General features: G+C 60.2%; 19 protein-coding genes. 10 read left to right on the forward strand and 9 right to left on the reverse strand.

The genetic code is table 11. The features are described from left to right. On the forward strand, positions 1-606 hold a 606-nt coding region (locus KHQ28_RS15870), incomplete at its 5' end, for an oligopeptide:H+ symporter (protein ID WP_211777635.1). 127 nt (positions 607-733) lie between these two features. On the opposite strand, the gene rsmJ is transcribed toward KHQ28_RS15870, so the two are convergent. The 3 genes from rsmJ to KHQ28_RS15885 form a co-directional block, all read right to left on the reverse strand. Beyond that, positions 734-1,486: a 16S rRNA (guanine(1516)-N(2))-methyltransferase RsmJ gene (gene rsmJ / locus KHQ28_RS15875; protein ID WP_032418293.1), complete on the reverse strand. Its 753-nt coding sequence runs from the start codon at positions 1,484-1,486 to the stop codon at positions 734-736. 7 nt (positions 1,487-1,493) lie between these two features. Further along, the gene (prlC, locus tag KHQ28_RS15880; protein ID WP_032418292.1) at positions 1,494-3,536 is read right to left on the reverse strand and encodes an oligopeptidase A; all 2,043 of its coding nucleotides are present in this window, start codon (positions 3,534-3,536) and stop codon (positions 1,494-1,496) included. 182 nt (positions 3,537-3,718) lie between these two features. After that, positions 3,719-4,990, reverse strand: coding sequence for a phosphatase PAP2 family protein (locus KHQ28_RS15885; protein ID WP_032418291.1), 1,272 nt, complete (start codon positions 4,988-4,990; stop codon positions 3,719-3,721). A 193-nt stretch (positions 4,991-5,183) separates the two neighbouring features. Between KHQ28_RS15885 and KHQ28_RS15890 the strand changes: the two genes are divergently transcribed. Together KHQ28_RS15890 and gorA are read left to right on the forward strand one after the other, a co-directional pair. Then, positions 5,184-6,026 carry a 23S rRNA (adenine(2030)-N(6))-methyltransferase RlmJ gene (locus KHQ28_RS15890; RefSeq protein WP_002921269.1) on the forward strand — a complete coding sequence of 281 codons (843 nt, stop codon included), beginning with the start codon at positions 5,184-5,186 and terminating at the stop codon, positions 6,024-6,026. Between the two features lie 72 nt (positions 6,027-6,098). Then, complete coding sequence (gene gorA, locus KHQ28_RS15895) at positions 6,099-7,451, forward strand: glutathione-disulfide reductase (RefSeq protein ID WP_002921271.1); 1,353 nt, start codon at positions 6,099-6,101, stop codon at positions 7,449-7,451. A gap of 53 nt (positions 7,452-7,504) precedes the next feature. Here gorA and KHQ28_RS15900 read toward each other — a convergent pair whose 3' ends face one another. Then, positions 7,505-8,128: a glutathione S-transferase family protein gene (locus tag KHQ28_RS15900; protein ID WP_002921273.1), complete on the reverse strand. Its 624-nt coding sequence runs from the start codon at positions 8,126-8,128 to the stop codon at positions 7,505-7,507. A gap of 126 nt (positions 8,129-8,254) precedes the next feature. Between KHQ28_RS15900 and KHQ28_RS15905 the strand changes: the two genes are divergently transcribed. The 3 genes from KHQ28_RS15905 (at position 8,255) to KHQ28_RS15915 (ending at position 11,895) form a co-directional block, all read left to right on the forward strand. Next, on the forward strand, positions 8,255-9,403 hold the full coding sequence (locus tag KHQ28_RS15905; RefSeq protein ID WP_032418290.1) for an iron-containing alcohol dehydrogenase: 1,149 nt from the start codon (positions 8,255-8,257) through the stop codon (positions 9,401-9,403). 239 nt (positions 9,404-9,642) lie between these two features. Then, positions 9,643-11,295, forward strand: a complete 1,653-nt coding sequence (locus tag KHQ28_RS15910; RefSeq protein ID WP_004150117.1) for an alpha,alpha-trehalase — start codon at positions 9,643-9,645, stop codon at positions 11,293-11,295. Positions 11,296-11,361: 66 nt separating this feature from the next. Next, a complete protein-coding gene (locus tag KHQ28_RS15915; RefSeq protein ID WP_002921333.1) occupies positions 11,362-11,895 on the forward strand; it encodes a GNAT family N-acetyltransferase in 534 nt (177 codons plus the stop codon). 34 nt (positions 11,896-11,929) lie between these two features. Here KHQ28_RS15915 and KHQ28_RS15920 read toward each other — a convergent pair whose 3' ends face one another. Next, positions 11,930-12,688: an SDR family NAD(P)-dependent oxidoreductase gene (locus tag KHQ28_RS15920; RefSeq protein ID WP_160904639.1), complete on the reverse strand. Its 759-nt coding sequence runs from the start codon at positions 12,686-12,688 to the stop codon at positions 11,930-11,932. A 119-nt stretch (positions 12,689-12,807) separates the two neighbouring features. Between KHQ28_RS15920 and KHQ28_RS15925 the strand changes: the two genes are divergently transcribed. From KHQ28_RS15925 to KHQ28_RS15935, 3 genes are all read left to right on the forward strand, one after another. Further along, complete coding sequence (locus KHQ28_RS15925; protein WP_004145179.1) at positions 12,808-13,707, forward strand: LysR family transcriptional regulator; 900 nt, start codon at positions 12,808-12,810, stop codon at positions 13,705-13,707. 106 nt (positions 13,708-13,813) lie between these two features. Continuing rightward, positions 13,814-14,845, forward strand: coding sequence for an inner membrane protein YhjD (yhjD, locus tag KHQ28_RS15930; protein ID WP_002921337.1), 1,032 nt, complete (start codon positions 13,814-13,816; stop codon positions 14,843-14,845). 271 nt (positions 14,846-15,116) lie between these two features. After that, positions 15,117-16,439, forward strand: coding sequence for an MFS transporter (locus KHQ28_RS15935; protein ID WP_004150118.1), 1,323 nt, complete (start codon positions 15,117-15,119; stop codon positions 16,437-16,439). Between the two features lie 37 nt (positions 16,440-16,476). Here KHQ28_RS15935 and KHQ28_RS15940 read toward each other — a convergent pair whose 3' ends face one another. Continuing rightward, positions 16,477-18,528: an AsmA family protein gene (locus KHQ28_RS15940; RefSeq protein WP_004901194.1), complete on the reverse strand. Its 2,052-nt coding sequence runs from the start codon at positions 18,526-18,528 to the stop codon at positions 16,477-16,479. A gap of 194 nt (positions 18,529-18,722) precedes the next feature. On the opposite strand from KHQ28_RS15940, the gene KHQ28_RS15945 reads away from it, so the two are divergent. Continuing rightward, a complete protein-coding gene (locus tag KHQ28_RS15945) occupies positions 18,723-19,652 on the forward strand; it encodes a sugar kinase (RefSeq protein ID WP_002921434.1) in 930 nt (309 codons plus the stop codon). 54 nt (positions 19,653-19,706) lie between these two features. Here KHQ28_RS15945 and KHQ28_RS15950 read toward each other — a convergent pair whose 3' ends face one another. From KHQ28_RS15950 to hmsP, 3 genes are all read right to left on the reverse strand, one after another. Next, positions 19,707-21,209, reverse strand: a complete 1,503-nt coding sequence (locus KHQ28_RS15950; RefSeq protein ID WP_002921436.1) for a pitrilysin family protein — start codon at positions 21,207-21,209, stop codon at positions 19,707-19,709. A gap of 219 nt (positions 21,210-21,428) precedes the next feature. Beyond that, entirely contained in the window at positions 21,429-22,715 is a 1,287-nt protein-coding gene (locus tag KHQ28_RS15955) for a dicarboxylate/amino acid:cation symporter (RefSeq protein ID WP_002921438.1), read from the reverse strand. Between the two features lie 156 nt (positions 22,716-22,871). Further along, complete coding sequence (gene hmsP / locus KHQ28_RS15960) at positions 22,872-24,878, reverse strand: biofilm formation regulator HmsP (protein WP_004151429.1); 2,007 nt, start codon at positions 24,876-24,878, stop codon at positions 22,872-22,874. Positions 24,879-24,995 lie beyond the last annotated feature (117 nt).

The raw sequence follows: 24,995 nt of genomic DNA on the forward strand, positions 1-24,995 counted from the left end.
ACCTCGCTGAACTTCTTCGCCATCAACAACGTCCATCATGAGATCCTTGGCTTTACCATCAACCCGGTCAGCTTCCAGGCGCTGAATCCCTTCTGGGTAGTGGTCGCCAGCCCGGTGCTGGCGGCGATCTACACCCATCTCGGTCATAAGGGTAAAGACCTGACCATGCCGGTGAAATTTACCCTCGGGATGTTCCTCTGCGCGCTGGGCTTCCTGACCGCCGCGGCGGCCGGGATGTGGTTCGCCGACGCCCAGGGGTTAACCTCGCCGTGGTTTATTGTGCTGGTTTATCTGTTCCAGAGTCTGGGCGAACTGTTAATCAGCGCTCTGGGGCTGGCGATGGTTGCCGCGCTGGTGCCGCAGCATCTGATGGGCTTTATTCTGGGGATGTGGTTTCTGACCCAGGCCGCCGCTTTCCTGCTGGGCGGCTATGTGGCGACCTTTACCGCGGTGCCGGAAAACATCACCGACCCGCTGCAGACCCTGCCGGTCTACACCAATGTGTTCAGTAAAATTGGCCTGGTGACGCTGGGCGTCACGGTGGTAATGGCGCTGATGGTGCCGTGGCTGAACCGGATGATTAATACCCCGGCCAGCGCCGAATAACCGTTTGAGATGGCCGATCCGCTGGCGCCGTTTGTTTAAATATTGCGGTTCCCGGCTCGCGCTACAATTTGGTAGCCCGGATAAGGCGCTTTGCCCGCTATCCGGGTGATATCACAACGGCGAAAAATTACGCCGGCGTACCGGCGTAAATATCAAACCGATGTCCTTTGGTCACCACCGCGTTCGGCGTGGCGACATCCGCCAGCGGCGGCGCGTAATCCGGGCGCTTGACCACCACTCGTTTGGTCGCCAACTGACGCGCTGGCGCCAACAGGCCATCGGCGTCTAAATCCGGCCCCACCAGCGACTGAAAGACGCGCATCTCTTTCTTCACCAGCGCGCTTTTCTGCTTATGCGGGAACATCGGATCGAGGTACACCACCTGCGGGCGCGGGGTGATATCGGTTAACGCCGTCAGGCTGGAGGCGTGGATCAACTGCAGCCGCTCCTGCAGCCAGCCGCCGATTTCCGCGTCAGCATAACCGCGCGCCAGGCCATCATCGAGCAGCGCGGCGACCACCGGATTACGCTCCAGCATCCGCACGTGACAGCCGACCGACGCCAGCACAAAGGCATCGCGTCCCAGCCCGGCCGTCGCATCGACGACATCCGGCAGGTAATCGCCTTTAATACCCACCGCTTTAGCCACCGCTTCGCCGCGGCCGCCGCCAAACTTGCGCCGGTGGGCCATCGCCCCGCCGACGAAATCGACGAAGATGCCGCCAAGCTTGGGCTCATCGCGCTTGCGTAGCTCCAGATGCTCCGTCGTCAGCACCAGCGCCATCGGGTTATCGTCATCCTGCTCCAGCCCCCAGCGGGCGGCTAAAACAGATAAGGCGCCGTCACCGGCGCCTGTTTCATCAATTAAGCAGATCTTCACGTAGCAATCAGCCTTTGATCCCGTAATGCTCCAGCATCGCGTCCAGCTGCGGCTCGCGCCCGCGGAAGCGTTTGAACAGCTCCATCGGCTCTTCGGAACCGCCGCGGCTCAGGATATTGTCGAGGAACGACTGACCGGTTTCACGGTTGAAAATCCCCTCTTCTTCGAAGCGTGAGAAGGCGTCTGCCGCCAGCACGTCGGCCCACAGGTAGCTGTAGTAACCTGCCGCATAGCCGCCAGCGAAGATGTGGCTGAAGGCGTGCGGGAAGCGGCCCCAGGTCGGCCCCGGCACCACGGCGACCTGCTTTTTAATCTCGGCCAGGGTCTCAAGGATTTTCGCCCCCTGCTCCGGTTTGTACTCCGCATGCAGGCGGAAATCGAACAGGCCGAACTCCAGCTGGCGCAGAATAAACATCGCCGCCTGGTAGTTTTTCGCCGCCAGCATTTTCTCCAGCAGCTCCTGCGGCAGCGGTTCACCGGTTTCATAATGGCCGGAGATAAACGCCAGCGCTTCCGGCTCCCAGCACCAGTTCTCCATAAACTGGCTCGGCAGCTCGACCGCATCCCACGGCACCCCGCTGATGCCGGAAACCCCGGCGGTGTCGATGCGGGTCAGCATATGGTGCAGACCGTGGCCGAACTCGTGGAACAGGGTGATCACTTCGTCATGGGTGAACAGCGCCGGCTTGCCGTTGACCGGGCGGTTGAAGTTACAGGTCAGGTAGGCGACCGGCTTCTGCAGGGAACCATCCAGTTTACGCATCTGGCCGACGCAGTCGTCCATCCACGCCCCGCCGCGCTTATGCTCGCGGGCATACAGGTCGAGATAGAAGCTACCGCGCAGCTCGTTGTGTTCGTCATACAGCTCGAAGAAGCGCACTTCCGGATGCCACACATCGACATCGGTACGCTCTTTAGCGGTAATACCGTAAATGCGCTTAACCACTTCAAACAGGCCGCTAACGGCTTTGTTTTCCGGGAAATAGGGGCGCAGCTGCTCATCGCTAATGCTGTAGAGGTGCTGCTTCTGTTTTTCGCTGTAGTAGGCAATGTCCCACGGCTGCAGCTCATCGACGCCAAACTCGGCTTTGGCGAAGGCGCGCAGCTGGGCCAGCTCTTTTTCGCCCTGCGGACGGGCGCGTTTTGCCAGGTCGGTGAGGAAATCGAGCACCTGCTGCGGATCCTTCGCCATTTTGGTGGCGAGGGATTTATACGCATAGCTGTCAAAGCCCAACAGCTGCGCCAGCTCGTGACGCAGGGCGAGGATCTCCGCCATCACCGGGCTGTTATCCCATTTCCCGGCGTTCGGGCCCTGATCGGAGGCGCGGGTGGAATAGGCGCGATACATCTCTTCGCGCAGCGCCTGGTTATCGCAGTAGGTCATCACCGGCAGATAGCTCGGAATATCCAGGGTCAGCAGATACCCTTCCTGCTCTTTGGCCTGCGCCTGAGCCTGAGCGGCGGCCAGCGCGCTTTCCGGCATGCCGACCAGATCGGCGACATCGGTCACCAGCTTGTTCCAGCCCATGGTGGCGTCGAGGACGTTGTTGCTGTACTGGTTGCCCAGCTCAGAGAGGCGCGCGGCGATTTCACCGTAGCGTTTCTGCGCCTCCGGCGGCAGGCCAATCCCGGATAATTCAAAATCGCGCAGCGCGTTATCAACCGCTTTTTTCTGCGCGGTATTCAGCGTGGCGTAGTTATCGCCATCGCGCAGGTCGCGATAGGCTTTATACAGGCCTTCATGCTGGCCGACCCAGGTGCTGTACTCGGAGAGCAGCGGCAGCGTCTGTTCGTAGGCCTCACGCAGTTCAGGGCTGTTTTTAACCGAATTCAGATGGCTGACAGGCGAGAAGATGCGTCCCAGCACATCGTCCACTTCCGCCAGCGGCTGGCAAAGATTTTCCCAGCTATACGGCGCGCCATGCGCCACCGCGCTTTCCACCGCGGCCCGGCAACCCTCCAGCGCTTTGGTGACCGCAGGGACCACGTGCTCTGGTTTGATCGCAGAAAAAGGCGGCAGGGAGAAAGGCGTCAATAATGGATTGGTCATATGCGCTGTCCTGTTGAAAAGGGTGAATGAAGCGCGCGTCCGGCGCTTATGCATGAGATCTAGAATGGGGGATAGTTGGGGGAATTTCAATGACGGGCGGTGCGTCAGCCTGGGTATTGCTGCGATAAGTCCGCCCGTTGCCGGAAAAGCGCGACACGCAGTGCAGCGTGCCGGAAACCACATTACTGCCTTTTTTGCGCCATCTCCCAGGCCGCCGACAGATTCAACCGCTGCCAGAATTGCTGTTCGGGGGCGGTGCCGGATAGCGGGTAACCCGCCGGCAGCGCGGTGTTGACCATCAACGTTCGACGCTGAGCCGCTGACAGATGCGGCAGGGCATCTTCCAGCAGCACTTCCGCCCCCTCCGGCACCTGTAAACGCGGCTGCGGACCCTTCTGCTGCGGCAGATCGTAGGTCATGGTGAAGCGAGAGAAATCACGCATCGCCGGATCGCGCCAGGGATCGTCTTTCACGCTGCTCTTCGCGCACTCGGCAAGCGATGTGCCGCAGGCCTTCGCCAGCGCGGCGCGCAGCTGATCGCGGGCTTCGTTAAATAATACCCGGTAGTGCGGATCGTTAAGATAGTGGGCCACGTTGCGCTCGGCCACCATTCGCGAGCCGATCACGTCCAGCGGGTAGTGGACGCCCAGCACGATGCGCGAGTAGCCATAGCGGGCGCCGCGCGCCACCAGCGCGTCGTAGCGCTCCGGGATCATCGCCGCCAGCAGCAGCGCATCGGTATAGCCGGTGTTGGTGTGGCCGCTGGGGAACGAGCCGCCGTCGGCGGTGTAGGGCTGGTTATCTTTCACCACCACATCGTCAGGCACCAGGTGAATGGTGTTGCCCTGCACCAGAAACGGCCGCGGATTATTGAAGTGCTTTTTCGCCTCGCCGGTGCTGACCTCCGAGGCTTTGATCAACGCTGCCGCTTTCCCCAGCGCGCCCTGGTCATAGGCGGTCAGAAACGCTTTGCCAAGGCGTGGCCCCAGCGCATCGCTGAGGAAGTAGAGGTAGCTAATGCCTTCCGCATCGGCCAGCGCCTGACGGCGCGTGGTCTGCACGGCGTCGCGATTGATGGCGGTCACCGTCGCCAGATTCTGCTTCACGACGGTCTCCGGCAGGGTGCTGAACGCCGACAGCAGCGCAATGCCCGCCTGCTGGTTGGCCCGGGTCTGGAAGTCATAGCCGCTGGCCTTCAGCCAGGCGGTATCGGCCTGAGTTTGGTTTTGTTTGGTGCGCGCCAGCCGATCGCGGGTCAGCGTGGCGGCATTCCCCTGCAGAGCGTGGCGTAGCTGCGCCAGCGCCTGTTGCTCAAGATCGTCATACGCCTGGCTGGAGGCAGCCGGCGTCACGCTATTGGCGAGGGCCGCCGCCCTGTTCAGCGGGATGTCTTTAGCCAGAACCGGTTGCGCCAGCAGCAGCGCGACGGCCAGCAGCGAGAGTTGCCTTTTCATTATTTTTCCTTTTATTCAAATAATTACCTTGCCTGTATCCGACGCTAGCGCGGCCGTTTGACGTTTTTATGACAGCGTTATGTTTTGCAACGCTTTTGGCAGAAATGAAACAGCGCGGCGGCGCAGCGGTAATCTCGGCCGATCTGCGGTAGACTATCGGTTAACTTGTTTACTTCCCGGAATCTCTGCATCCATGCTCAGTTATCGCCACAGCTTTCACGCAGGCAACCACGCCGACGTCCTCAAACACACCGTTCAGAGCCTGATCATTGAATCACTGAAAGAGAAAGAAAAACCGTTTCTCTACCTGGACACTCACGCCGGCGCGGGCCGCTATCAGCTGAGCGGCGAGCACGCCGAACGTACCGGCGAGTATCTTGAAGGCATCGCCCGCATCTGGCAGCAGGACGACCTGCCGGCAGAGCTGGAGCCGTATATTTCGGTCGTAGAACACTTCAACCGTAACGGCCAGCTGCGCTACTACCCGGGCTCGCCGCTGATTGCCCGCCAGCTGCTGCGCGAGCAGGACAGCCTGCAGATGACCGAGCTGCACCCGAGCGACTTCCCGCTGCTGCGCGCTGAATTCCAGAAAGACAGCCGCGCGCGCGTCGATAAAGCCGATGGCTACCAGCAGCTGAAAGCCAAGCTGCCGCCGGTATCGCGCCGCGGTTTGATTCTGATCGACCCGCCGTACGAAATTAAAACCGACTATCAGGCGGTGGTCACCGGGATTAACGAAGGCTACAAACGCTTCGCCACCGGCACCTACGCCCTGTGGTACCCGGTGGTGCTGCGCGCGCAAATCAAACGCATGATCAAAGAGTTAGAAGCCACCGGCATCCGCAAAATCCTGCAGATTGAGCTGGCGGTGCGTCCGGACAGCGACCAGCGCGGCATGACCGCCTCCGGGATGATCGTCATCAACCCGCCGTGGAAGCTGGAGCAGCAGATGAATAACGTGCTGCCGTGGCTGCACAGCAAACTGGTTCCGACCGGCACCGGCCACGCCACCGTCAGCTGGATCGTACCGGAGTAATCGCAACCATCGGTGGAACCTTTTAAGCCTCGCGCTACAATCGCGGCAATCAACGATTAAGGACATATGGGCATGAGCAAACATTATGATTACCTCGCCATCGGCGGCGGTAGCGGCGGTATCGCCTCAATTAACCGCGCGGCCATGTACGGCCAGAAGTGCGCGCTGATTGAAGCCAAAGAGCTGGGCGGCACCTGCGTCAACGTCGGCTGCGTGCCGAAAAAGGTGATGTGGCATGCGGCGCAGATCCGCGAAGCGATTCATCTTTACGGCCCGGACTACGGTTTCGATACCACCATCAACCATTTTGACTGGGAGAAGCTGGTCGCCAGCCGTAGCGCCTATATCGACCGTATTCATACCTCTTACGACAACGTACTGGGTAAGAATAAAGTCGACGTGATCAAAGGCTTCGCGCGCTTTGTCGATGCCCACACCGTGGAAGTCAACGGCGAGATCATCACCGCTGACCATATCCTGATCGCCACCGGCGGCCGGCCGAGCCACCCGGATATTCCGGGCGTCGAATACGGTATTGATTCCGACGGTTTCTTCGAACTGCCGGCGCTGCCGAAGCGCGTGGCGGTGGTCGGCGCAGGCTATATCGCCGTTGAGCTGGCGGGGGTGATTAACGGCCTCGGCGCCGAAACCCACCTGTTCGTGCGCAAACACGCGCCGCTGCGCAGTTTCGATCCGCTGATCGTTGAGACCCTGGTGGAAGTGATGAACGCCGAAGGCCCGCAGCTGCATACCAATGCGATCCCGAAAGCGGTGGTGAAGAATGCCGACGGCAGCCTGACGCTGGAGCTGGAAGATGGCCGCAGCCAGACCGTTGACTGCCTGATCTGGGCGATTGGCCGCGAACCGGCGACCGACAACTTCAATCTGGCGGCAACGGGCGTTAAAACCAACGATAAAGGCTACATCATCGTTGATAAATTCCAGAACACCAACGTGCCGGGCATCTACGCGGTGGGCGATAATACCGGCGCCGTAGAGCTGACGCCGGTCGCCGTGGCCGCAGGCCGTCGTCTCTCCGAACGCCTGTTTAACAACAAACCGGAAGAGCATCTGGACTACAGCAACATCCCGACCGTGGTCTTCAGCCATCCGCCAATCGGCACCGTCGGCTTAACCGAGCCGCAGGCGCGCGAGCAGTACGGCGACGACGCCGTGAAGGTCTACAAATCTTCCTTCACCGCGATGTATACCGCCGTGACCTCTCACCGTCAGCCGTGCCGCATGAAGCTGGTGTGCGTCGGCCCGGAAGAGAAGATTGTCGGCATCCACGGCATCGGCTTCGGGATGGATGAGATGCTGCAGGGCTTTGCGGTGGCCCTGAAGATGGGCGCCACCAAAAAAGACTTCGACAACACCGTCGCCATTCACCCGACGGCGGCAGAAGAGTTCGTCACCATGCGCTAAGACGCGATCACCGGATGATAAAAAGAAGCCCCCGGGGGCTTCTTTTTTTATGCTCAGGCCACGCCGTTATTGCCATGGCGCATAAACGCCGGGCGCTGATTGAGCGCCATATACCAGCGCTCCACGGCTGGCATCTCCGGATGGGCGAAAGGGGTCATTTTCCAGCGATGCACCGACAGCCCCAGCACGATATCGGCCAGGGTGAAGCGCTCGCCGGCTATCCACGCCCCGGTACGCTGCAGCTGCGCTTCAACAATGCGCACGCAGTGGGTCCAGGCGGCAATACTCTCTTTAATCGCCACCGGATCCTGAAAGCGCGGATCTTTACGCACCAGCCCCATAAAAGCATGGCGCCAGGCAGTATTGAACTCGGTCGCCTGCCAGTCCATCCAGTGCTCCACCTCGGCGGCGGGCTGCGGTTCGGCGGGCAGCAGATCCCAGCGCTCCGCTTTGCGCGCCAGATAGCGGCAGATACTGTTCGACTCCCAGAGCACGAAGTCATCGTCCAGTAGCACCGGCACCAGGCTGTTAGGATTCAGACGCTGAAACTCAGGCGTATCCAGGGGCTTAAATCCGCTGCCGTAATCTTCCTGCTGGTACGCCAGCCCGGCTTCCTCGCAGGTCCACAGCACTTTCCGTACATTGATTGAAGAGCGTTTACCCAGAATTGTTAGCATCGTCAGCGATTCCTCAGCCATAAAAGACAGTTCATTCACTCTACTCTATTGCCAGCCAGCAACAAGGCAGAGCGCTGGATAATGTGTATAGTTGATTCCAGCCTGTTTGCCGAAAAGGAACCCGACATGTTGACCCCTTTTACCGTTTTGATGCCTGCAAATATTCGTTTTGGCCGTGGTCAGGCCGAGAGCGCCGCCCCCTGGCTGGCGCAACAGGGCGGCCCAATTCTGCTGGTGCATGGCGCCAGCCCGCAGCGGGCGGCGTTTCTCCGCCAGCAGCTGGAGGCGCTGCAGCTTGCGGTCACGACGCTGGCGATAAGTCGCGAACCCTGGCTTAGCGATATCGAGCAGGGCGTCCAGCTGGCGCGCGAGAAAGGGATCAGAGCGGTGGTCAGCCTCGGCGGCGGCGCGGTGATTGACGCCGGTAAGGCGATTGCGGCGCTGGTCCCCGCCGCCGGCCCGGTGATCGACTATCTGGAGGTGGTGGGAACGGGCCGTCAGCTGGAAGCCAGTCCCCTGCCGTTCGTGGCGATCCCCACCACCGCTGGCACGGGCGCGGAGGTCACCAAAAATGCGGTGATCAACGTTCCGGAACAGCAGCGGAAAGTGAGCCTGCGCGACGACCGAATGCTGCCTGACCTGGCGATTGTCGACCCGGCGCTAACCGACAACGCGCCGCGGAGCATCACCCTGAGCTCCGGCCTCGACGCCCTGACCCAGGTGATCGAGCCCTGGCTCTGTAGCCGGGCCACTCCCTTCACCGATGCTCTCTGCCAGCAGGCGATCCCGCGGGGAATTCGCGCGCTAAAAATCCTGATGGAACAAGAGTGTCCGACCAGCCGCGACGAGATGGCCTGGGTCAGCCTGTGCGGCGGACTGGCGCTGGCGAACGCCGGGCTGGGGGTGATCCACGGCCTCGCCGGCCCGCTGGGCGGCCTGAGCCGCGCCTCGCACGGCGCCCTATGCGGCAGTTTGTTGCCGTTTGGCCTGGCGCTCAATGAGTCGCAGATCAACGACCCTGGCCTGCGCCAGCGCGTTAACGATGTCCGCCGCTGGCTGGCCGACGGGCTGGACGTCCCTGTGGATCAGGTCTGGGACAGTCTGCGGGAATGGAGCCATCGCGCTGGCCTTGGCACCCTGCGCGACCTCGGCGTAGCGCGCGATGCGCTGGAACCGGCGGCGCTGGCCGCCAGCACCTCCTCATCGATGAAGGCCAACCCGGTCAGCCTGAGCGGCGAACAGCTGCTGGAGATGCTGGAGGCGGCGTGGGAGTGAGCGCCCCGGGATAAAATTTTGTTGCATAATGAATGCTCCGAATTTCATCTGCGCCAGGATGTACAATTTTTAATTACTTATCAACAGCGTACCTTGAAATGGCAGCTTTTCTTCTCGGCGGAAAAGCGTGATCTCACGCACAGTTTGCTTCACACTCACCGAAGCGACTGTCTACGCTTAATAGACAAGGCCGGGTATGCCCGGCCCCGAACTCACGCTATCCGGAGGTCCGTATCGCTATGTTCAGCCAGAAATTACGCCACGTTGAAGACGACGAGTTAAGGATCGACATCGATCCCTGCTACGAAGCCGATCCGTACGAATTAAAGCTGGATGAGATGATAGACGCTGAACCGGAGCCTGAGGTGATCGAGGGGCTTCCGGCGTCCGATGCCCTCACCCCGGCGGATCGCTATCTTGAGCTGTTTACCAACGTGCAGAAATCACGCATTTTCGCGGACAGCAAAACCTTCCCCGACTGCGCGCCGAAACACGATCCGCTGGACATCCTGCGGAACTACCGCAAGGTCAAACGCCAGCCCGACTTCGATCTGCGGCAGTTCGTTGAGGACAACTTCTGGCTGCCGGAGAGCCAGAGCGACATCTATATCTCCGACCCCAGCCTGACCCTGAAAGAACACATCGACAAGCTGTGGCCGGTGCTGACCCGCGAGCCTCAGGATCATATCCCGTGGTCATCGCTACTGGCGCTGCCGCAGGCCTACATCGTGCCCGGCGGTCGCTTTAGCGAAACCTATTACTGGGACTCTTATTTCACCATGCTGGGGCTGGCGGAGAGCGGCCGGGAAGATTTGCTGAAATGCATGGCCGATAACTTTGCCTGGCTGATTGAAACCTACGGCCACATTCCGAACGGCAACCGCACCTACTACCTCAGCCGCTCGCAGCCGCCGGTGTTCGCCCTGATGGTCGAACTCTTTGAAGAGGATGGCGTGCGCGGCGCGAAGCGCTATCTGGACCATCTGAAGATGGAGCACGCCTTCTGGATGGACGGCGCCGAGTCGTTGATCCCGCACCAGGCGTATCGCCACGTGGTGCGTATGCCGGATGGCTCCCTGCTCAATCGCTACTGGGACGACCGTGACACGCCGCGGGATGAGTCGTGGCGCGAAGACGTCGAGACCGCCCGACACTCCGGGCGGCCCGCCAATGAAGTATACCGCGACCTGCGGGCGGGCGCCGCGTCCGGCTGGGACTACTCCAGCCGCTGGCTGCGGGATATCACGCGGCTGGCTAGCATCCGCACGACGCAGTTTATCCCCATCGACCTGAACGCCTTCCTGTTCAAGCTGGAGACGACCATTGCCAACCTCTCCGGCCTGAAGGGCGATCGCGAGACGGAGACGGCCTTCCGCCAGAAGGCCCAGGATCGGCGGGCGGCGGTCAACCGCTATCTGTGGGATGATGAGAACGGCTGTTTCCGCGATTATGACTGGCGCCGTGAACAGCTGGCGCTGTTTTCCGCAGCCAGTATCGTCACCCTTTACGTCGGCCTGGCGACCCACGAACAGGCAGAACGCCTTGCCGATGCGGTGCGGGCCCGCCTGCTCACCCCCGGGGGGATCATGGCCACCGAATACGAAAGCGGTGAGCAGTGGGATAAACCCAACGGCTGGGCGCCGCTGCAGTGGATGGCGATCCAGGGATTTAAACGTTACGGCCAGGATCCGCTGGGAGATGAGATTGCCTGGAGCTGGCTGCAGACGGTCAACCACTTTTACAAGCAGCATCACAAGCTGATTGAAAAATACCATATTGCCACCGGCGTCCCCCATGAGGGCGGCGGCGGGGAGTATCCCCTGCAGGATGGCTTTGGCTGGACCAACGGCGTGGTGCGCCGACTGATTGGCCTGTACGGTGAGCCAACCTAGTCGGGCTGTTCCCGGCGGCTTTCTCCTGCTATGTTCAGAGGATTCGCCCTGCCCGGAACGACGCTTATGCCTGAACTTCTGACGCCGCGCCTGCGCTGCTCACCGCTGCAGCTGGACGACTGGTCGTTTTTTCTTTCCCTGCAGCAGGATCCGCAGGTCATGCTCTACGTCGCCGATCCCCGACCGCAGGCGGCCATCCGCGAGGCGTTCGATTCGCGGCTGCCGCCGTGGACGCCCGGGGATGAACACTGGCTGTGCCTGGTGGTGCGCGACAGGCTGACCCATACCCCGCTCGGCCTGACCGGTTACCAGCATCATCAGCGCGACATTGCCGAGGTTGGCTTTCTCTTCGCCCCGGCGGCGCAGGGCCGGGGCTACGGCTACGAATCGCTGCGCGCGCTGTGCGACTACGCCTTTACCACCGGCGGCGTCCGCCGCCTGACCGCCAGCGTCACCGCCGGCAACGAGGCGTCTAAGCAGTTACTGCTCAAAGCCGGCTTCCGGCTGGAGGGAGAGCTGCGGGAAAACTACTGGCTCAACGGACGCTGGCACAACGACTGGCTGTTCGGTCGGCTGCGTGGGGAGGGCGATGCGCCGTAGCGCACCGCCGGTCACAGGCTGGGGGCAGTCAGGATCAGAGGAACATCCCGCCCGAGACTTCCACACGCTGCGCGTTCATCCACGCCAGCTCATCGCTGAGCAGGGCGGCGATGGCGTCGCCGATATCATCCGGCAGCCCAACGCGCCCCAGCGCAGTCTGGGCGGCGATATGCCGATTCACCTCGGCGTTATCGCGCACCTCCCCGCCGCCAAAGTCAGTCTCAATGGCACCCGGCGCGATGATGTTCACCGATATCCCCCGTCCGCCCAGCTCTTTCGCCTGATAGCGGGTCAGAACCTCCATCGCCCCCTTCATCGCGGCGTAGGCCGCATAGCCCGGCAGGGCAAAGCGCGCCAGGCCGCTGGAGACATTAAGGATACGCCCCCCATCCTGCAGGAGAGGCAGCAGACGCTGGGTCAGGAAAAACGGCCCTTTGAACTGGATATTCATCAGCTCGTCAAACTGCGCTTCGCTGGTCTCGGCGAAGGGCGCGTTGAGTCCGATCCCGGCATTGTTCAGTAAATAATCAAAGGTTGTGCGTACCCACTTCTGCGCCAGCACCTGCGCCACCTCGCTGGCGAATGCGTCAAATGTTGTGGAATCGCCGACGTTCAGCGCTAATGCTGCCGCTTTGACCCCTTTTTGCTCTATTTCCGCCACCACGTCGAGGGCCGCCTTGCGGTTGCTGTGATAGGTCAAAAGAATATCGGTTCCCTTTGCCGCCAGCTTCAACGCGGCGTTTTTACCCAGACCGCGGCTGCCGCCGGTCACTAAAGCGATACGTTGTGTCATCAGAAGACCCCTTTCAGGTTGCGTTGTGATTGTGTTGTAGCTTATTAACTGCTCATGCAACAATAAATACGCTATATTGCGTTTTACTGTTTCAGTAACAACAACAATAGGCGATCGGCATGGATAAAATTCATGCAATGCAGTTATTCATTCGCGTAGCGGATCTGGAGAGCTTCTCCCGCGCCGCCGAGACCCTGGCGCTACCTAAGGGTAGCGTCTCGCGACAGATTCAGGCCCTGGAAAGCCATCTTGGCGTGCGGCTCCTGCACCGCACCACCCGCCGGGTCCAGCTCACCCAGGATGGGATGGTCTACTACGAGCGGGCGAAAGATCTGCTGAGCAACCTCGACGAACTGGACGGCATGTTCCAGCACGATCCGGCGAGCATCAGCGGCCGGCTGCGGGTGGATATGCCGGTCGGTTTTGCTAAAAAAATGGTGATCCCGCATCTGCCGACTTTTTTACAGCAATATCCGGGCATCGAACTGGAGCTGAGCAGCAGCGATCGGCTGGTGGACGTGATCCGCGAGGGGTTTGACTGCGTGGTGCGCGTCGGCGCGCTCAAAGACTCAGGGCTGATTGCCCGGCCGCTGGGCAAGCTGACGCAAATTAACTGCGCCAGCCCGGACTATCTGGCGCGTTTTGGCTATCCGCAATCCCTGGAGGATCTGGCGGATCATGCCCTGATCCACTACGCCAGCACCCTCGGGGTCCGTCCCCCCGGCTTTGAGGTAATGATCGACGGCGCGGTGCGCTGGGTAAAAACCGGCGGCATATTGACGGTCAACAGTACGGAAACCTATCAGGCAGCCTGTATCGCCGGGCTGGGGATTATTCAGGTGCCACGCACCGGCGTGCGCGAGGCGTTACGCGCCGGCGACCTGATTGAGATCCTGCCCCAGTACCGCGCCGAGCCGCTGCCGGTCTCGCTGATCTACCCGCACCGGCGCAATCTCTCCCGCCGGGTAAATCTGTTTATGGAGTGGCTGGGCGGACTGATGAAAGCGTATGTCGATTGAGCGGCGCGGCCGGAAAACGGGCGGCGGGGAGAGGCATTCCTGCAGGATACGGCATTTAAGGTATACTTTTTGCTGAATCTCGCTGTAAAAAAGGAAGAAATTACGTATGACGCCGGAAAACGACGATCGACGCCCGCCACAGGAACCGGATACGCAGCCGGAGAAAAGCAAAAGCACGCTCGAGGCCCTCAATGACACCGCCGTCGGGCAAAAAGCCAGCCAGGCGCTGAAGACCGTCACCGGAACGGCGGCCAAAGTGCAGCGCAACCCGGTGATCGCTCATCTGTTGCGCGCCGCAGAGCGCTTCAATGACCGGCTCGGCAATCAGTTTGGGGCAGCTATCACCTATTTCTCGTTCCTGTCGATGATCCCGATCCTGATGGTCTCCTTTGCCGCCGCCGGCTTCGTGCTGGCCTGGCACCCAACCCTGCTGCAGGACATTTTCGACAAAATTCTGCAAAACGTCAGCGACCCAACGCTGGCGGCAACGTTGAAAAACACCATCAACACCGCGGTGCAACAGCGCACCGCCGTCGGTCTGGTCGGGCTGCTGGTCGCCCTCTATTCCGGTATTAACTGGATGGGCAACCTGCGCGAAGCGATTCGCGCTCAATCGCGCGACGTCTGGGAGCGCCGGCCGCAGGACGAGGAGAAAATCTGGGTAAAGTACTTCCGCGATCTTATCTCGCTGATCGGTCTGCTGGTGGCGCTGATTATTACGCTGTCCATCACCTCCGTCGCCGGCTCCGCCCAGCAGATGATTATCTCCGCGCTGTATCTCGACAACATTGAATGGCTGAAACCCGCCTGGCGGCTAATCGGCCTCGCCATCTCGATTTTTGCCAACTATCTGCTCTTTTTCTGGATTTTCTGGCGCCTGCCGCGCCATCGTCCGCGGCGCAAGGCCCTGTTTCGCGGCACGCTTATCGCGGCGATTGGCTTTGAAATCATAAAAATCGTCATGACCTGGACGCTGCCGGCGCTGGTGAAATCCCCCTCCGGGGCGGCGTTCGGATCGGTGCTGGGGCTGATGGCCTTTTTCTATTTCTTCGCCCGCCTGACGCTATTCTGCGCCGCGTGGATCGCCACCGCGGAGTATAAAGACGACCGGCGGATGCCGGGCAAAACCCACCGCTGAGGTATTGCGAGGATGAATAAAAGAGGCAAAATTCATCCTCGCGCTTGATTTCAGCAGATAAATCCAGCATGTAACTTTTATTTAACTCAAAACTGGTTTTATTCTCTATCTTTTTAATTGTGTGAAGCATTTCATAGAACTATTTTTACTGGTGTAAAAATTATCCGCTTTTTGCCTCTTTTTTGCCCATTTTCCGCGTTTGTTACAGATTGAAATGTCCCTGTGGCTGTGGCTATATGGCTTTTCGTTCGCGCAAAAATAAGAAAGATCTATGCAAGCCACAGCCACCACTCTCGAAAACACGCAGGAAACCGCCCCGGTCAACTCACGCAACAAGGTTGTTGTCGCCTCGCTCATTGGCACCGCCATTGAGTTTTTCGACTTCTACATCTATGCCACCGCCGCGGTCATCGTCTTCCCGCATATCTTTTTCCCGCAGGGCGATGCCGCTGCGGCTACCCTGCAGTCGCTGGCCACCTTCGCCATCGCCTTCGTCGCCCGGCCGATCGGCTCCGCGCTGTTTGGCCACTTCGGCGATCGCGTCGGCCGGAAGGTCACCCTCGTGGCCTCGCTGTTAACCATGGGGATCTCCACCGTGGTGATCGGCCTGCTGCCCGGCTATGAAAGCATTGGCATTGTCGCGCCGATGCTGCTGGCGCTGGCGCGTTTCGGTCAGGGCCTTGGCCTCGGCGGGGAATGGGGCGGCGCAGCGCTGCTGGCTACGGAAAACGCCCCGGCGCGCAAGCGCGCCCTGTACGGCTCCTTCCCGCAGCTGGGCGCGCCGATCGGCTTCTTCTTCGCCAACGGCACCTTCCTGCTGCTCTCCTGGCTGCTGACCGACCAGCAGTTTATGGAGTGGGGCTGGCGCGTGCCGTTTATCTTCTCCGCGGTGCTGGTGATCATCGGTCTGTATGTTCGCGTCTCGCTGCATGAGACCCCGGTCTTCGCCAAAGTGGCGGCGGCGAAAAAACAGGTCAAAATCCCGCTGGGTACCCTGTTGACCAAACACGTCCGGGTGACGGTGCTGGGCACCTTCATCATGCTGGCCACCTATACCCTGTTCTACATCATGACCGTCTACTCGATGACCTTCAGCACCGGCGCGGCGCCGAATGGCCTGGGTCTGCCGCGTAACGAAGTGCTGTGGATGCTGATGATGGCGGTGATTGGCTTTGGCGTAATGGTGCCTGTCGCCGGCCTGCTGGCGGACGCTTTTGGTCGTCGCAAGAGCATGATTATCATCACCACGATGATTATTTTGTTCGCCCTGTTCGCCTTTAAACCGCTGCTGGGCTCCGGCAATCCGCTGCTGGTCTTCGCCTTCCTGCTGCTGGGCTTAAGCCTGATGGGATTGACCTTTGGCCCGATGGGCGCGCTGCTCCCGGAGCTGTTCCCGACGGAAGTGCGCTACACCGGCGCGTCGTTCTCCTATAACGTGTCGTCGATCCTCGGCGCCTCGGTCGCGCCGTACATTGCCGCCTGGCTGCAGGGTAACTACGGTCTCGCGGCGGTCGGCACCTATCTGGCGGCGATGGCGGCGCTGACGCTGATCGCCCTGCTGCTGACCCACGAGACCCGCCACCAGTCGTTGTGATCCTTCGCCCTGACGCCCCCGGCGTCAGGGCTCTCCTCTACTTTTTCATCTGCGACAAAATGGTCCGACACTGGTTGCTATCGCCCTCCGCCGGGGAGATCAGCGCCAGCAGCGCGGCGGCCGGCGTCACCAGGGTTGCCAGCGCCGCCGCTACCGCGCCGCGGACAATCAGCGGCCCGGCCTTCACCCCCGCCTGCGGCGATTTAAAGGTGCCCCGGACATACAGCGGGGAACGCAGGGTAATCACCCGAAAGCCTTTGCTTTCCGGATCGATGGTCAGGTCCAGCTGCTCGGAGGCGAAGCTGGCGGTCCCGGTCACATTGATCAGCGCGTTTTCTGTATCGAAGGCAAAAATCTGCGGCCGGGCGACGCCGTTGGTTACGTCGATATTGGCCGCGGCGCAGTTCACCCGAACCTCCTCATCGCCAAAAATCTGGCCGATCAGGTAGTTACCGACGTTAAGACCGAGGATTTCCATCAGGTTGCGACTGATCAGCCCGTCGTTCATCAGCAGCTTCAGGTTACCGTTGCTGTTGCCGAGCAGGGCCGCCACCGAGTTGCCGCTGCCGCGCAGCTGGACGTCGCCATTCATCTCGCCGAGGGTTTTCTGCATCATCTCGACGTTTGGCATCAGCGCCTTCAGCTTCAGGCGTCGCGCCTGCAGATTGGCCTCACCCTGCAGCGGCTTTTTATCGCCCTGCAGGTGTACGCTGCCGGCAATCGACCCGTTGGCCAGGCCAAAGCGCACCGGCTGTAGGCGCAGGTCACCATCCTCCAGAATCACATGGGTCGACAGATCGCTGATCGGCAGGGTGCCGCCGTGCTCAATTCTCCGGCCCTTGAAGCGCACATCGGCATCCATCACCTGCCACTTGTCGGTTTCAAAGCGGTCCGCCGGCAGCACTTTACCCGCCGGCTGCGGCCGGTCACCCGCCTGGCGCGAAGCGCTTTTCTTCGTTCCTTTGCCGGAATCAACGCCGATTAATGGCCCGAGATCCGCCAGACGCAGCTGCTTCGACTCCATATCGCCGCTGAGTTTCGGCCGCGGCTTGCCGGTGGTGTAGGTCAGGGAGCCATGAATGTCGCTATCGCCGATTCGGCCGTTAAAATTCTGATAGTTAAAGCGCATGCGGTTTTTTTGCGTAAAGTCGGCGCGCAGGCGGCCGTCGGTGGAGAATGACGGCGTCTCCGGCAGCAGCACGCCGGTCAGGTCGTAGAGATCGCGCAGCGAGTCACCGGCGAATTTTAGCCGCAGGTCAATGCCGCCGACGTTGAGCGGGTCGCTGACCGTGCCGCTGAACGCTACCCGGGTGTTACCGGAGTGGAAGTCGCCCTGCAATGGGAAGGGGGCGCTTGCGCTGCGCAGGGCCAACATGCCGCCGATTTTCCCGTTGCCGGTGACCGGCTGGCCCTTGTAGCGGCCCTTCAGCGACAGACCAAAGACATAGTCGCCTGGTTTCGCCGCGCTATGGCGATCCTTTGTGCCGGTCACTTCGCTGAACGGCAGCGGTTTGCCGAGGGGATCGACGAGGATGGTGATATCGCTGCGGGTGATCTTGTCGTCAATGGCGATAGTCCCGCGATCAAAGAGAATATTATCGAGGCGAAAGGACCAGCTGGAGGGCGCGCTGTCGCCCGAAGTACGCTTATCGCCTGCCAGCTGAAAGGTCCAGTTATTGTTGTCTTCCGCCAGGCGGATCAACCGTACGTCGGGCTGCTCCAGCTTGATCCACGGCAGGTACACCGTTTTGCTCAGCAGCGCCAGCGGGGCAAGGGTCGCCTCCACCCGCGGCAGATGGATCATGGTCACCTGGGGAATGGCCGGCGGGTTGCCCAGCACGATATCCTCCGCGTGTACGTGGGGCCACGGGATCCAGCTGCGCCAGCCGCGCTCGTCCGGCTGCCGCTCCCAGACCACGCCGAGATCGCCGCGGATGGCGAACGGGCGGTTAAGTTCGGCGGACACTTTCTGATTGATCGTCGGCTTCAGCCGGTTCCAGTCAAAGGTGGCCAGCACGATAAAGAAAAGAACGATCAGCAATAGTATCGTTCCTGTGATGATAACCAACGTTTTACGGGTTCTGCTCATCCCTACTCCGCTCCTTTTGCATCACGTCAGTCCTGAATATAGTCAAAAAGCGGCGTTTATCCTGGAAATGCGCTTTTCGTCACATTACGCGCGTCAGGTCAAAAAAATAATGGAACGATGTTTTAATATGATTGACCAGCAAAACAGCGCAGCGCACACTAGCGCTTATATCGATTCCATTGCAGGTTCTGGCTATGTCTAAAAAAATTGCCGTTATTGGCGAATGCATGATTGAGCTGTCAGAGAAAAACGGGGCCGTTAACCGCGGCTTTGGCGGCGATACCTTAAACACCTCGGTCTATATCGCGCGGCAGACGGATGCCAGCGCATTAAGCGTCCACTACGTCACCGCCCTGGGAACCGATGCGTTCAGCCAGCAGATGCTCGACAGCTGGCAACAGGAAAACGTCAACACCGATCTTATCCAGCGGATGGCCGACCGCCTGCCGGGGCTGTATTACATTGAAACCGATGACACCGGCGAGCGCACCTTCTACTACTGGCGCAACGAGGCGGCGGCAAAGTTCTGGCTGGAGAGCGATCGCGCGGCGGCGATTTGCGAAGAGCTGGCCACTTTCGACTATCTCTATCTGAGCGGCATCAGTCTCGCCATTCTCAGCCCGGCCAGCCGCGACAAGCTGTTCACGCTGCTGCGTGAGTGCCGCGCCAACGGCGGCAAGGTGATCTTCGACAACAACTATCGTCCGCGCCTGTGGGCCAGCCAGGCGGAAACGCAGCAGGTCTATCAGGAGATGCTCGCCTGCACCGATATCGCGTTTCTGACCCTCGATGATGAAGACGCGCTGTGGGGAGAAAAACCGGTTGCTGAGGTGATCGCCCGCACCCACGCCGCCGGCGTGGAAGAGGTGGTGGTGAAGCGCGGCGCGGATGCCTGCCTGGTCTCGGTTAGCGGGCAACCGCTGCGGGAAGTGCCGGCCGTCAGGCTGGCCAAAGAGAAGGTGGTGGATACCACCGCCGCCGGAGACTCCTTCAGCGCCGGCTACCTGGCCGTTCGCCTGACCGGCGGCGATGCCGAATCCGCCGCCAGACGCGGACACCTGACCGCCAGCACGGTGATCCAGTATCGCGGGGCGATCATCCCGCGGGAAGCGATGCCGCAGTAATTCTCCGCACAAAGCGCTCTCCGGCCGCCGCTGGCGCGCCGGAGAGGCGTTAGGTTACTGCCCCGGCGGGATGTCGCTGGCCTCGCTGTGGGCGTCAACCGTATCGGCGCTGCCGCTAGCCGCCGTGGCCGCCGGATTCGGCGCCATCAGTTTTTCCCAGGTGGCCTGCAGTTCCTTCATATTGTATTCCGGTTCGCCCTTCGGCTGTTGCAGCACCAGCGCCATGTCCTGCGAGAGCTGCTGGCGCAGATACTGGTTCAGCATGTCCACCGTCAGGGAGTTGAGGAACTCCTGACGCAGCTTCTGGTACTGCTCCGGCGCGATGTCCACCACCTGATTCTGCAGGGAGCGCATGCGCTGGCTCATCAGAATGTCGGTGTCAGTGCGCGCATAGGTGGCAAACAGCTTCTGCAGCTCGAGGCTTTTCTGGGCGATAAGCGCGTCAAACTCCTCCTGCGGCAGGCCGTTGTCCCGCACTTTCGCCAGCTCGCGCGAAACCACGCTCAGGTTGTTGTTCAGGCGCTCGCCCGGTGAATCGATGTTGATGGCGCACTGCGCACGCTGATATAGCACCCGGCAGTCAAAGCCAAGGCCAATATCCTTCACGTTATTTTTGCTCAGACTCTGCTGCACGTGCCAGAACAGCGCTTCACGGGCGAGATCGTCACGCCAGTAGCGCTGCAGCGCCGCGGAGTCGCGGATCGGCTGCCATGGCGCATCCCACATGATGGACAGTTTGTCCTGACGCACCGCGTTGGTCATGATGCTGACCGGCACGGTAGGCAGCGGCGATAAGGTCGGCACCGCTGCGGGGGTTTCCCGCTTGCCCTTCAGATCGCCAAAGGTCTTATTGATTTGCTCGGCAACGCTGCGGCTGTCGACATTCCCCACCACGATCAGCGTCATGGCGTCGGGGGTGTACCATTTTTGATAAAAGTCTTTCAGCTGCGCCACGTCGATCGGCTGCTTCAGCGGCGCGGCGGGGTCATGGCCCAGCATGGTGGACCCTTTCAGGCGATAGCGCCACCAACCCTCTTTGGTATCCAGTGGCCAGGTCGCCACCATGTCGCTGCCCTGCAGCGCATGATTGATCGATTCAGGCGTAATGGCCAGTTTACCGCTGGCGTCCGCCAGCCAGCTCAGCGCCTCTTTCAACAGATCGTTGCGGTTATTGGGCAGGCTGAGATTAAACATCGTGTAATCGTAGGAGACGATGGCCGGCGGCAGAGGACGCTTCGGGTCAATACTCTGCTGCCATAAAGAGCGCGCCTGCATCGTCGGCAGGCTGCCGCTTTGCGTCAACGCCAGGCGGGGAATAAAGCGGCTGAAACCGCTCTGCTGAGTGCTTTCGCTCAGAGAGCCAATATTGACGGACAAACGGACTTCGATACGGTCGCTGGGACGTTGCGGCGTGGCCAATACCTGCCACGACAAACCATTCGCTAAGGTCCCTTGTTGCCAGGCCGGATCAGGCTGGAGCGCTTCTGCCTGCACATAACCGGCCGCCGCTACCATCAGCAAACCGCCCGTTAAGAGTTTAATTGTTGTGCCCTGCATGTGAACCCCTGATGAACATTCCTGGTTACAACAGCACCCCACTGACGGGCTGCCGAAAAAAGTGAGAGTGAAATACGTCGGTTAGACCACACGGAGACGAAAATGTCGCATGACAACGTAAAATAATCATTTCGTGTCATTCCCGCCGGGCGGGAATGACCTCTAATTATGCGCAGGAGGCCGTACTCCAGCAAGGGAGTACGGGCCTAAGAGGAGGATTTAAGAGGATAATTCGTGCGTTTTGTTCGCCGGAACACGGTTATTCAGAACGTCATCCATCTGTTTGGCATCCAGTTCTTTCACCCATTTCGCCACCACCACCGTGGCAACGCCGTTACCCACCAGGTTAGTCAGCGCGCGGGCTTCGGACATAAAGCGGTCGATACCGAGGATCAGCGCCAGGCCAGCCACCGGTAAATGACCGACGGCCGAGATGGTCGCCGCCAGCACGATGAAGCCGCTGCCGGTCACCCCTGCCGCCCCTTTCGAGGAGAGCAGCAGCACCACCAGCAGGGTGATCTGATGGAAAATATCCATATGGCTGTTGGTCGCCTGGGCGATAAAGACTGCGGCCATCGTCAGATAGATAGAGGTGCCATCGAGGTTGAACGAATAGCCGGTCGGGATCACCAGGCCCACCACCGATTTACGGCAGCCCAGCTTCTCCATCTTGTCGAGCATTCTCGGCAGCGCCGATTCTGATGAGGAGGTCCCCAGCACAATCAGCAGCTCTTCCCGGATATAGCGGATAAATTTGAAGATGCTGAAGCCGGTGGCCCGGGCGATGCTCCCCAGCACCACCACCACGAACAGGATACAAGTGATATAGAAGCAGATAATCAGCTGCCCCAGCTGCACCAGGGTGCCGACGCCATATTTACCGATGGTAAAGGCCATGGCTCCGAAGGCGCCGATCGGCGCCAGGCGCATGATCATATTGATGATGCCGAAGATAACCTGGGAGAAGCTTTCAATGACGTTGAAAATCAGCTGGCCCTTGCTGCCCAGACGGTGCAGGGCAAAACCAAACAGGACGGCGAACAGCAGAACCTGCAGAATGTTGCCGCTGGCGAAGGCGCCAATGACGCTGCCCGGGATCACATCCAGTAAAAAGGCCACTACCCCTTGATCTTTAGCCTGCTCAGCGTACACCGCCACCGCTTTCGCATCGAGCGTCGACGGGTCGACGTTCATCCCGGCGCCCGGCTGCACCACGTTGACGATAATCAGACCGATAATCAGCGCGATGGTGCTGACCACTTCGAAATAGAGCAACGCCACCGCCCCGGTACGGCCAACGGCTTTCATGCTTTCCATCCCGGCGATCCCCGTCACGACGGTACAGAAGATAACCGGAGCAATCACCATTTTAATCAGCTTAACGAAGGCGTCGCCAAAGGGTTTCATTTGCGCGCCCAGTTCCGGGTAAAAATGGCCCAGCAGAATACCGATCGCTATGGCCGTCAGCACCTGGACATAGAGGCTTTTAAAGATAGAGGTTTTCATAGGGTGTCCTTTGGGAATAACCACAGAGCAAGAAGGGATATTTGACGTCTGTGGCTTAAAAATAACACCCTGGAAACATTTCAGAAATAACTAACGCCGAAAGTGCAACGCAATTGTTAAAATCTTTGAGCTGACTCGCACAAGTCAACAAAACATTTACAAATTTTCATCCTCCCGAACCGGGGAGAGATAGCGCGCGCTGAATGCCTCCTGCGGCAAAGCGCAACCGAACAGATGGCCCTGGAGCACCTCGACGCCGGCGGCTTGCAACCAGCGGCGCTGGGCGTCGTTCTCCACCCCTTCCGCCACGATACGCAGCGACAGGCCGCGCGCGAGCTGGATCATCGCCGGCACCATGCTGACATCCTCCGGCAGCATATCGATGAATACTTTATCGATTTTCAGAATATCCACCGGCAGAGCTTTCATCTGCTGCAGCTGGTGCAACCCGGCATAACCCATGCCAAAATCATCCAGCGCAATCTGTACCCCGGCCTCGCGCAGCGGTCGCAACCGCGCCATCACATCCTGCGGATCGTCCATCCGGCAGCTCTCCGTCACCTCGAGGATGAGGGTGCCCGGGGCGATGCGGTAGCGGGCGATCAGCTTTAGCATCTCCTCGCCGCGGTCGTGTTCCAGCAGCTGGAGCAGGGAAACATTGACCGACAGCGGCAGCATAATCCCCTGGCTTTGCCAGGCCGCCAGCTGGCGGCAGGCCTCTTCCATCACCCAGTAGCCGACCGGGATAATCAGCCCGCAGGACTCAATGCGCTCAATCAGCGCCGGCGGTAGCGACCAGCTGCCATCCGCCTGCCGCTGGCGCAGCAGTACCTCGGCGCCGCAGATCTCGCCGCTGGCGCAGGCCACCTGCGGCTGCAGCCAGATCGCGAACTGCTGGTTATCGAGCGCGGTCATAATGTCGTGCTCTTCCATCAGGCGGCGCTGAGCCTTTTCCATCTGCTCGGGATCGAAGAACTCGATCTGGTTTTTGCCTTTACGTCGTGCAGTGACGGCGGCCGACACCGCGCGCCGGTAAAACTGCTCGGCGCTGAGCCCGGCATGGAACATGGCGATCCCGACGCTGGCGTAGGGGCGCAGCTGCAGCCCATGCAGCGGTAAACGCTCATTAATAATAGTGAGCACTTGCTTACTTAACGTTACCGCCTGCCACGGTTCGGCGAGGCCATCGGCGAGAATCGCGAAGTCATACCCGCTCACCTGAGCCAGCACCATCTGCGGCGGGATCGCGGCCCGCAGCTTCTCCACCAGCGTCAGGAGCAGCATTTCGCGCTGACTCTCCTTGAGGACCCCGGCGGCGTCCTGCAGGGTTTCACAGGCGACGACGATCAGCGCGGCGCTCTGCGGGCGGGCCACCGTCTGCTCCAGCATCGCCAGCAAAAAGGCTTTATTCGGCAGCTCGGAGACCGGGAAGCGGGTCGACTGGATGGACAGCTCATCATGCTGGCGGACCAGGCTCTGCTGGTTGCGGTTATAGCTGCGCACCAGCATACCGATCTCGTCGTCATGGTGCAGGCGCGGGAGGGTCAGCTGATGGCCAAGACGCTCCTGCTGGGAGAGATCGTTCAGCTCGCGGGCGATACGCCGCAGAGGGCGAACCATCAGCCGGTTGATGCACCAGGTGAGCGCCACCGTCAGCATCAGCACCAGAAGTAAGTAAGCAGTCACTAACGTGGCAAGGGCGCTCATGACGAATTTATACATGCGATAGGAGTCGGCCTGCAGCACCAGATAGGCCAGCGGCTGCGGGTTGGCCGGTCGCTCCAGCGAATAAATGGGCAGCGAAATCTGCACCGGCAGCTCAAACAGCCGGGTGACGGTTACCGGCACCGGCCGCTCGGGGATAAATCGCATCCGCAGCGCCTGGAACTGGTTCGGCAATACCACATCCGCCCGGCTGACGATGCCAGCAGGCTGGATACGGCTTAAAATGGCTTCCGCTTCCGGAATATCGGCTTTCAGAATAGCCGCAGACAGCGGTTCGCGAACGGATCGCGCGATACTTTCTAACTGCGTGGCCGTGGTAAAGCGACTCTGTTGCACAAAGTGAAACAGCAAAATAGTGCAAAAAACCAATACAAAGGCCATGGACACGCTCGCGACCATCGCCATCTGTTTGATTGTAAGTGAACGGCTGACGCGCAACGGTGTTCTCCACTGATACTGAATACATACCCGGTATCAATCCTTCAATCCCGGTCGTTTCAGGCTGATTATATACTTAAATCCTTCGCCCACGCCCGCGAGGGATGAAGTGACGGG

Origin of the sequence: Klebsiella sp. 28 (assembly GCF_018223905.1) — a bacterium.
Classification (GTDB): Bacteria; Pseudomonadota; Gammaproteobacteria; order Enterobacterales; family Enterobacteriaceae; genus Klebsiella; species Klebsiella pneumoniae.

Coding starts and splice junctions, on each gene's coding strand:
- prlC (WP_032418292.1), bottom strand. CDS start 3,536: ATGACCAATCCATTATTGACGCCTTTCTCCCTGCCGCCTTTTTCTGCG.
- KHQ28_RS15885 (WP_032418291.1), bottom strand. CDS start 4,990: ATGAAAAGGCAACTCTCGCTGCTGGCCGTCGCGCTGCTGCTGGCGCAA.
- KHQ28_RS15890 (WP_002921269.1), top strand. CDS start 5,184: ATGCTCAGTTATCGCCACAGCTTTCACGCAGGCAACCACGCCGACGTC.
- gorA (WP_002921271.1), top strand. CDS start 6,099: ATGAGCAAACATTATGATTACCTCGCCATCGGCGGCGGTAGCGGCGGT.
- KHQ28_RS15900 (WP_002921273.1), bottom strand. CDS start 8,128: ATGCTAACAATTCTGGGTAAACGCTCTTCAATCAATGTACGGAAAGTG.
- KHQ28_RS15905 (WP_032418290.1), top strand. CDS start 8,255: ATGTTGACCCCTTTTACCGTTTTGATGCCTGCAAATATTCGTTTTGGC.
- KHQ28_RS15910 (WP_004150117.1), top strand. CDS start 9,643: ATGTTCAGCCAGAAATTACGCCACGTTGAAGACGACGAGTTAAGGATC.
- KHQ28_RS15915 (WP_002921333.1), top strand. CDS start 11,362: ATGCCTGAACTTCTGACGCCGCGCCTGCGCTGCTCACCGCTGCAGCTG.
- KHQ28_RS15920 (WP_160904639.1), bottom strand. CDS start 12,688: ATGACACAACGTATCGCTTTAGTGACCGGCGGCAGCCGCGGTCTGGGT.
- KHQ28_RS15925 (WP_004145179.1), top strand. CDS start 12,808: ATGGATAAAATTCATGCAATGCAGTTATTCATTCGCGTAGCGGATCTG.
- yhjD (WP_002921337.1), top strand. CDS start 13,814: ATGACGCCGGAAAACGACGATCGACGCCCGCCACAGGAACCGGATACG.
- KHQ28_RS15935 (WP_004150118.1), top strand. CDS start 15,117: ATGCAAGCCACAGCCACCACTCTCGAAAACACGCAGGAAACCGCCCCG.
- KHQ28_RS15940 (WP_004901194.1), bottom strand. CDS start 18,528: ATGAGCAGAACCCGTAAAACGTTGGTTATCATCACAGGAACGATACTA.
- KHQ28_RS15945 (WP_002921434.1), top strand. CDS start 18,723: ATGTCTAAAAAAATTGCCGTTATTGGCGAATGCATGATTGAGCTGTCA.
- KHQ28_RS15950 (WP_002921436.1), bottom strand. CDS start 21,209: ATGCAGGGCACAACAATTAAACTCTTAACGGGCGGTTTGCTGATGGTA.
- KHQ28_RS15955 (WP_002921438.1), bottom strand. CDS start 22,715: ATGAAAACCTCTATCTTTAAAAGCCTCTATGTCCAGGTGCTGACGGCC.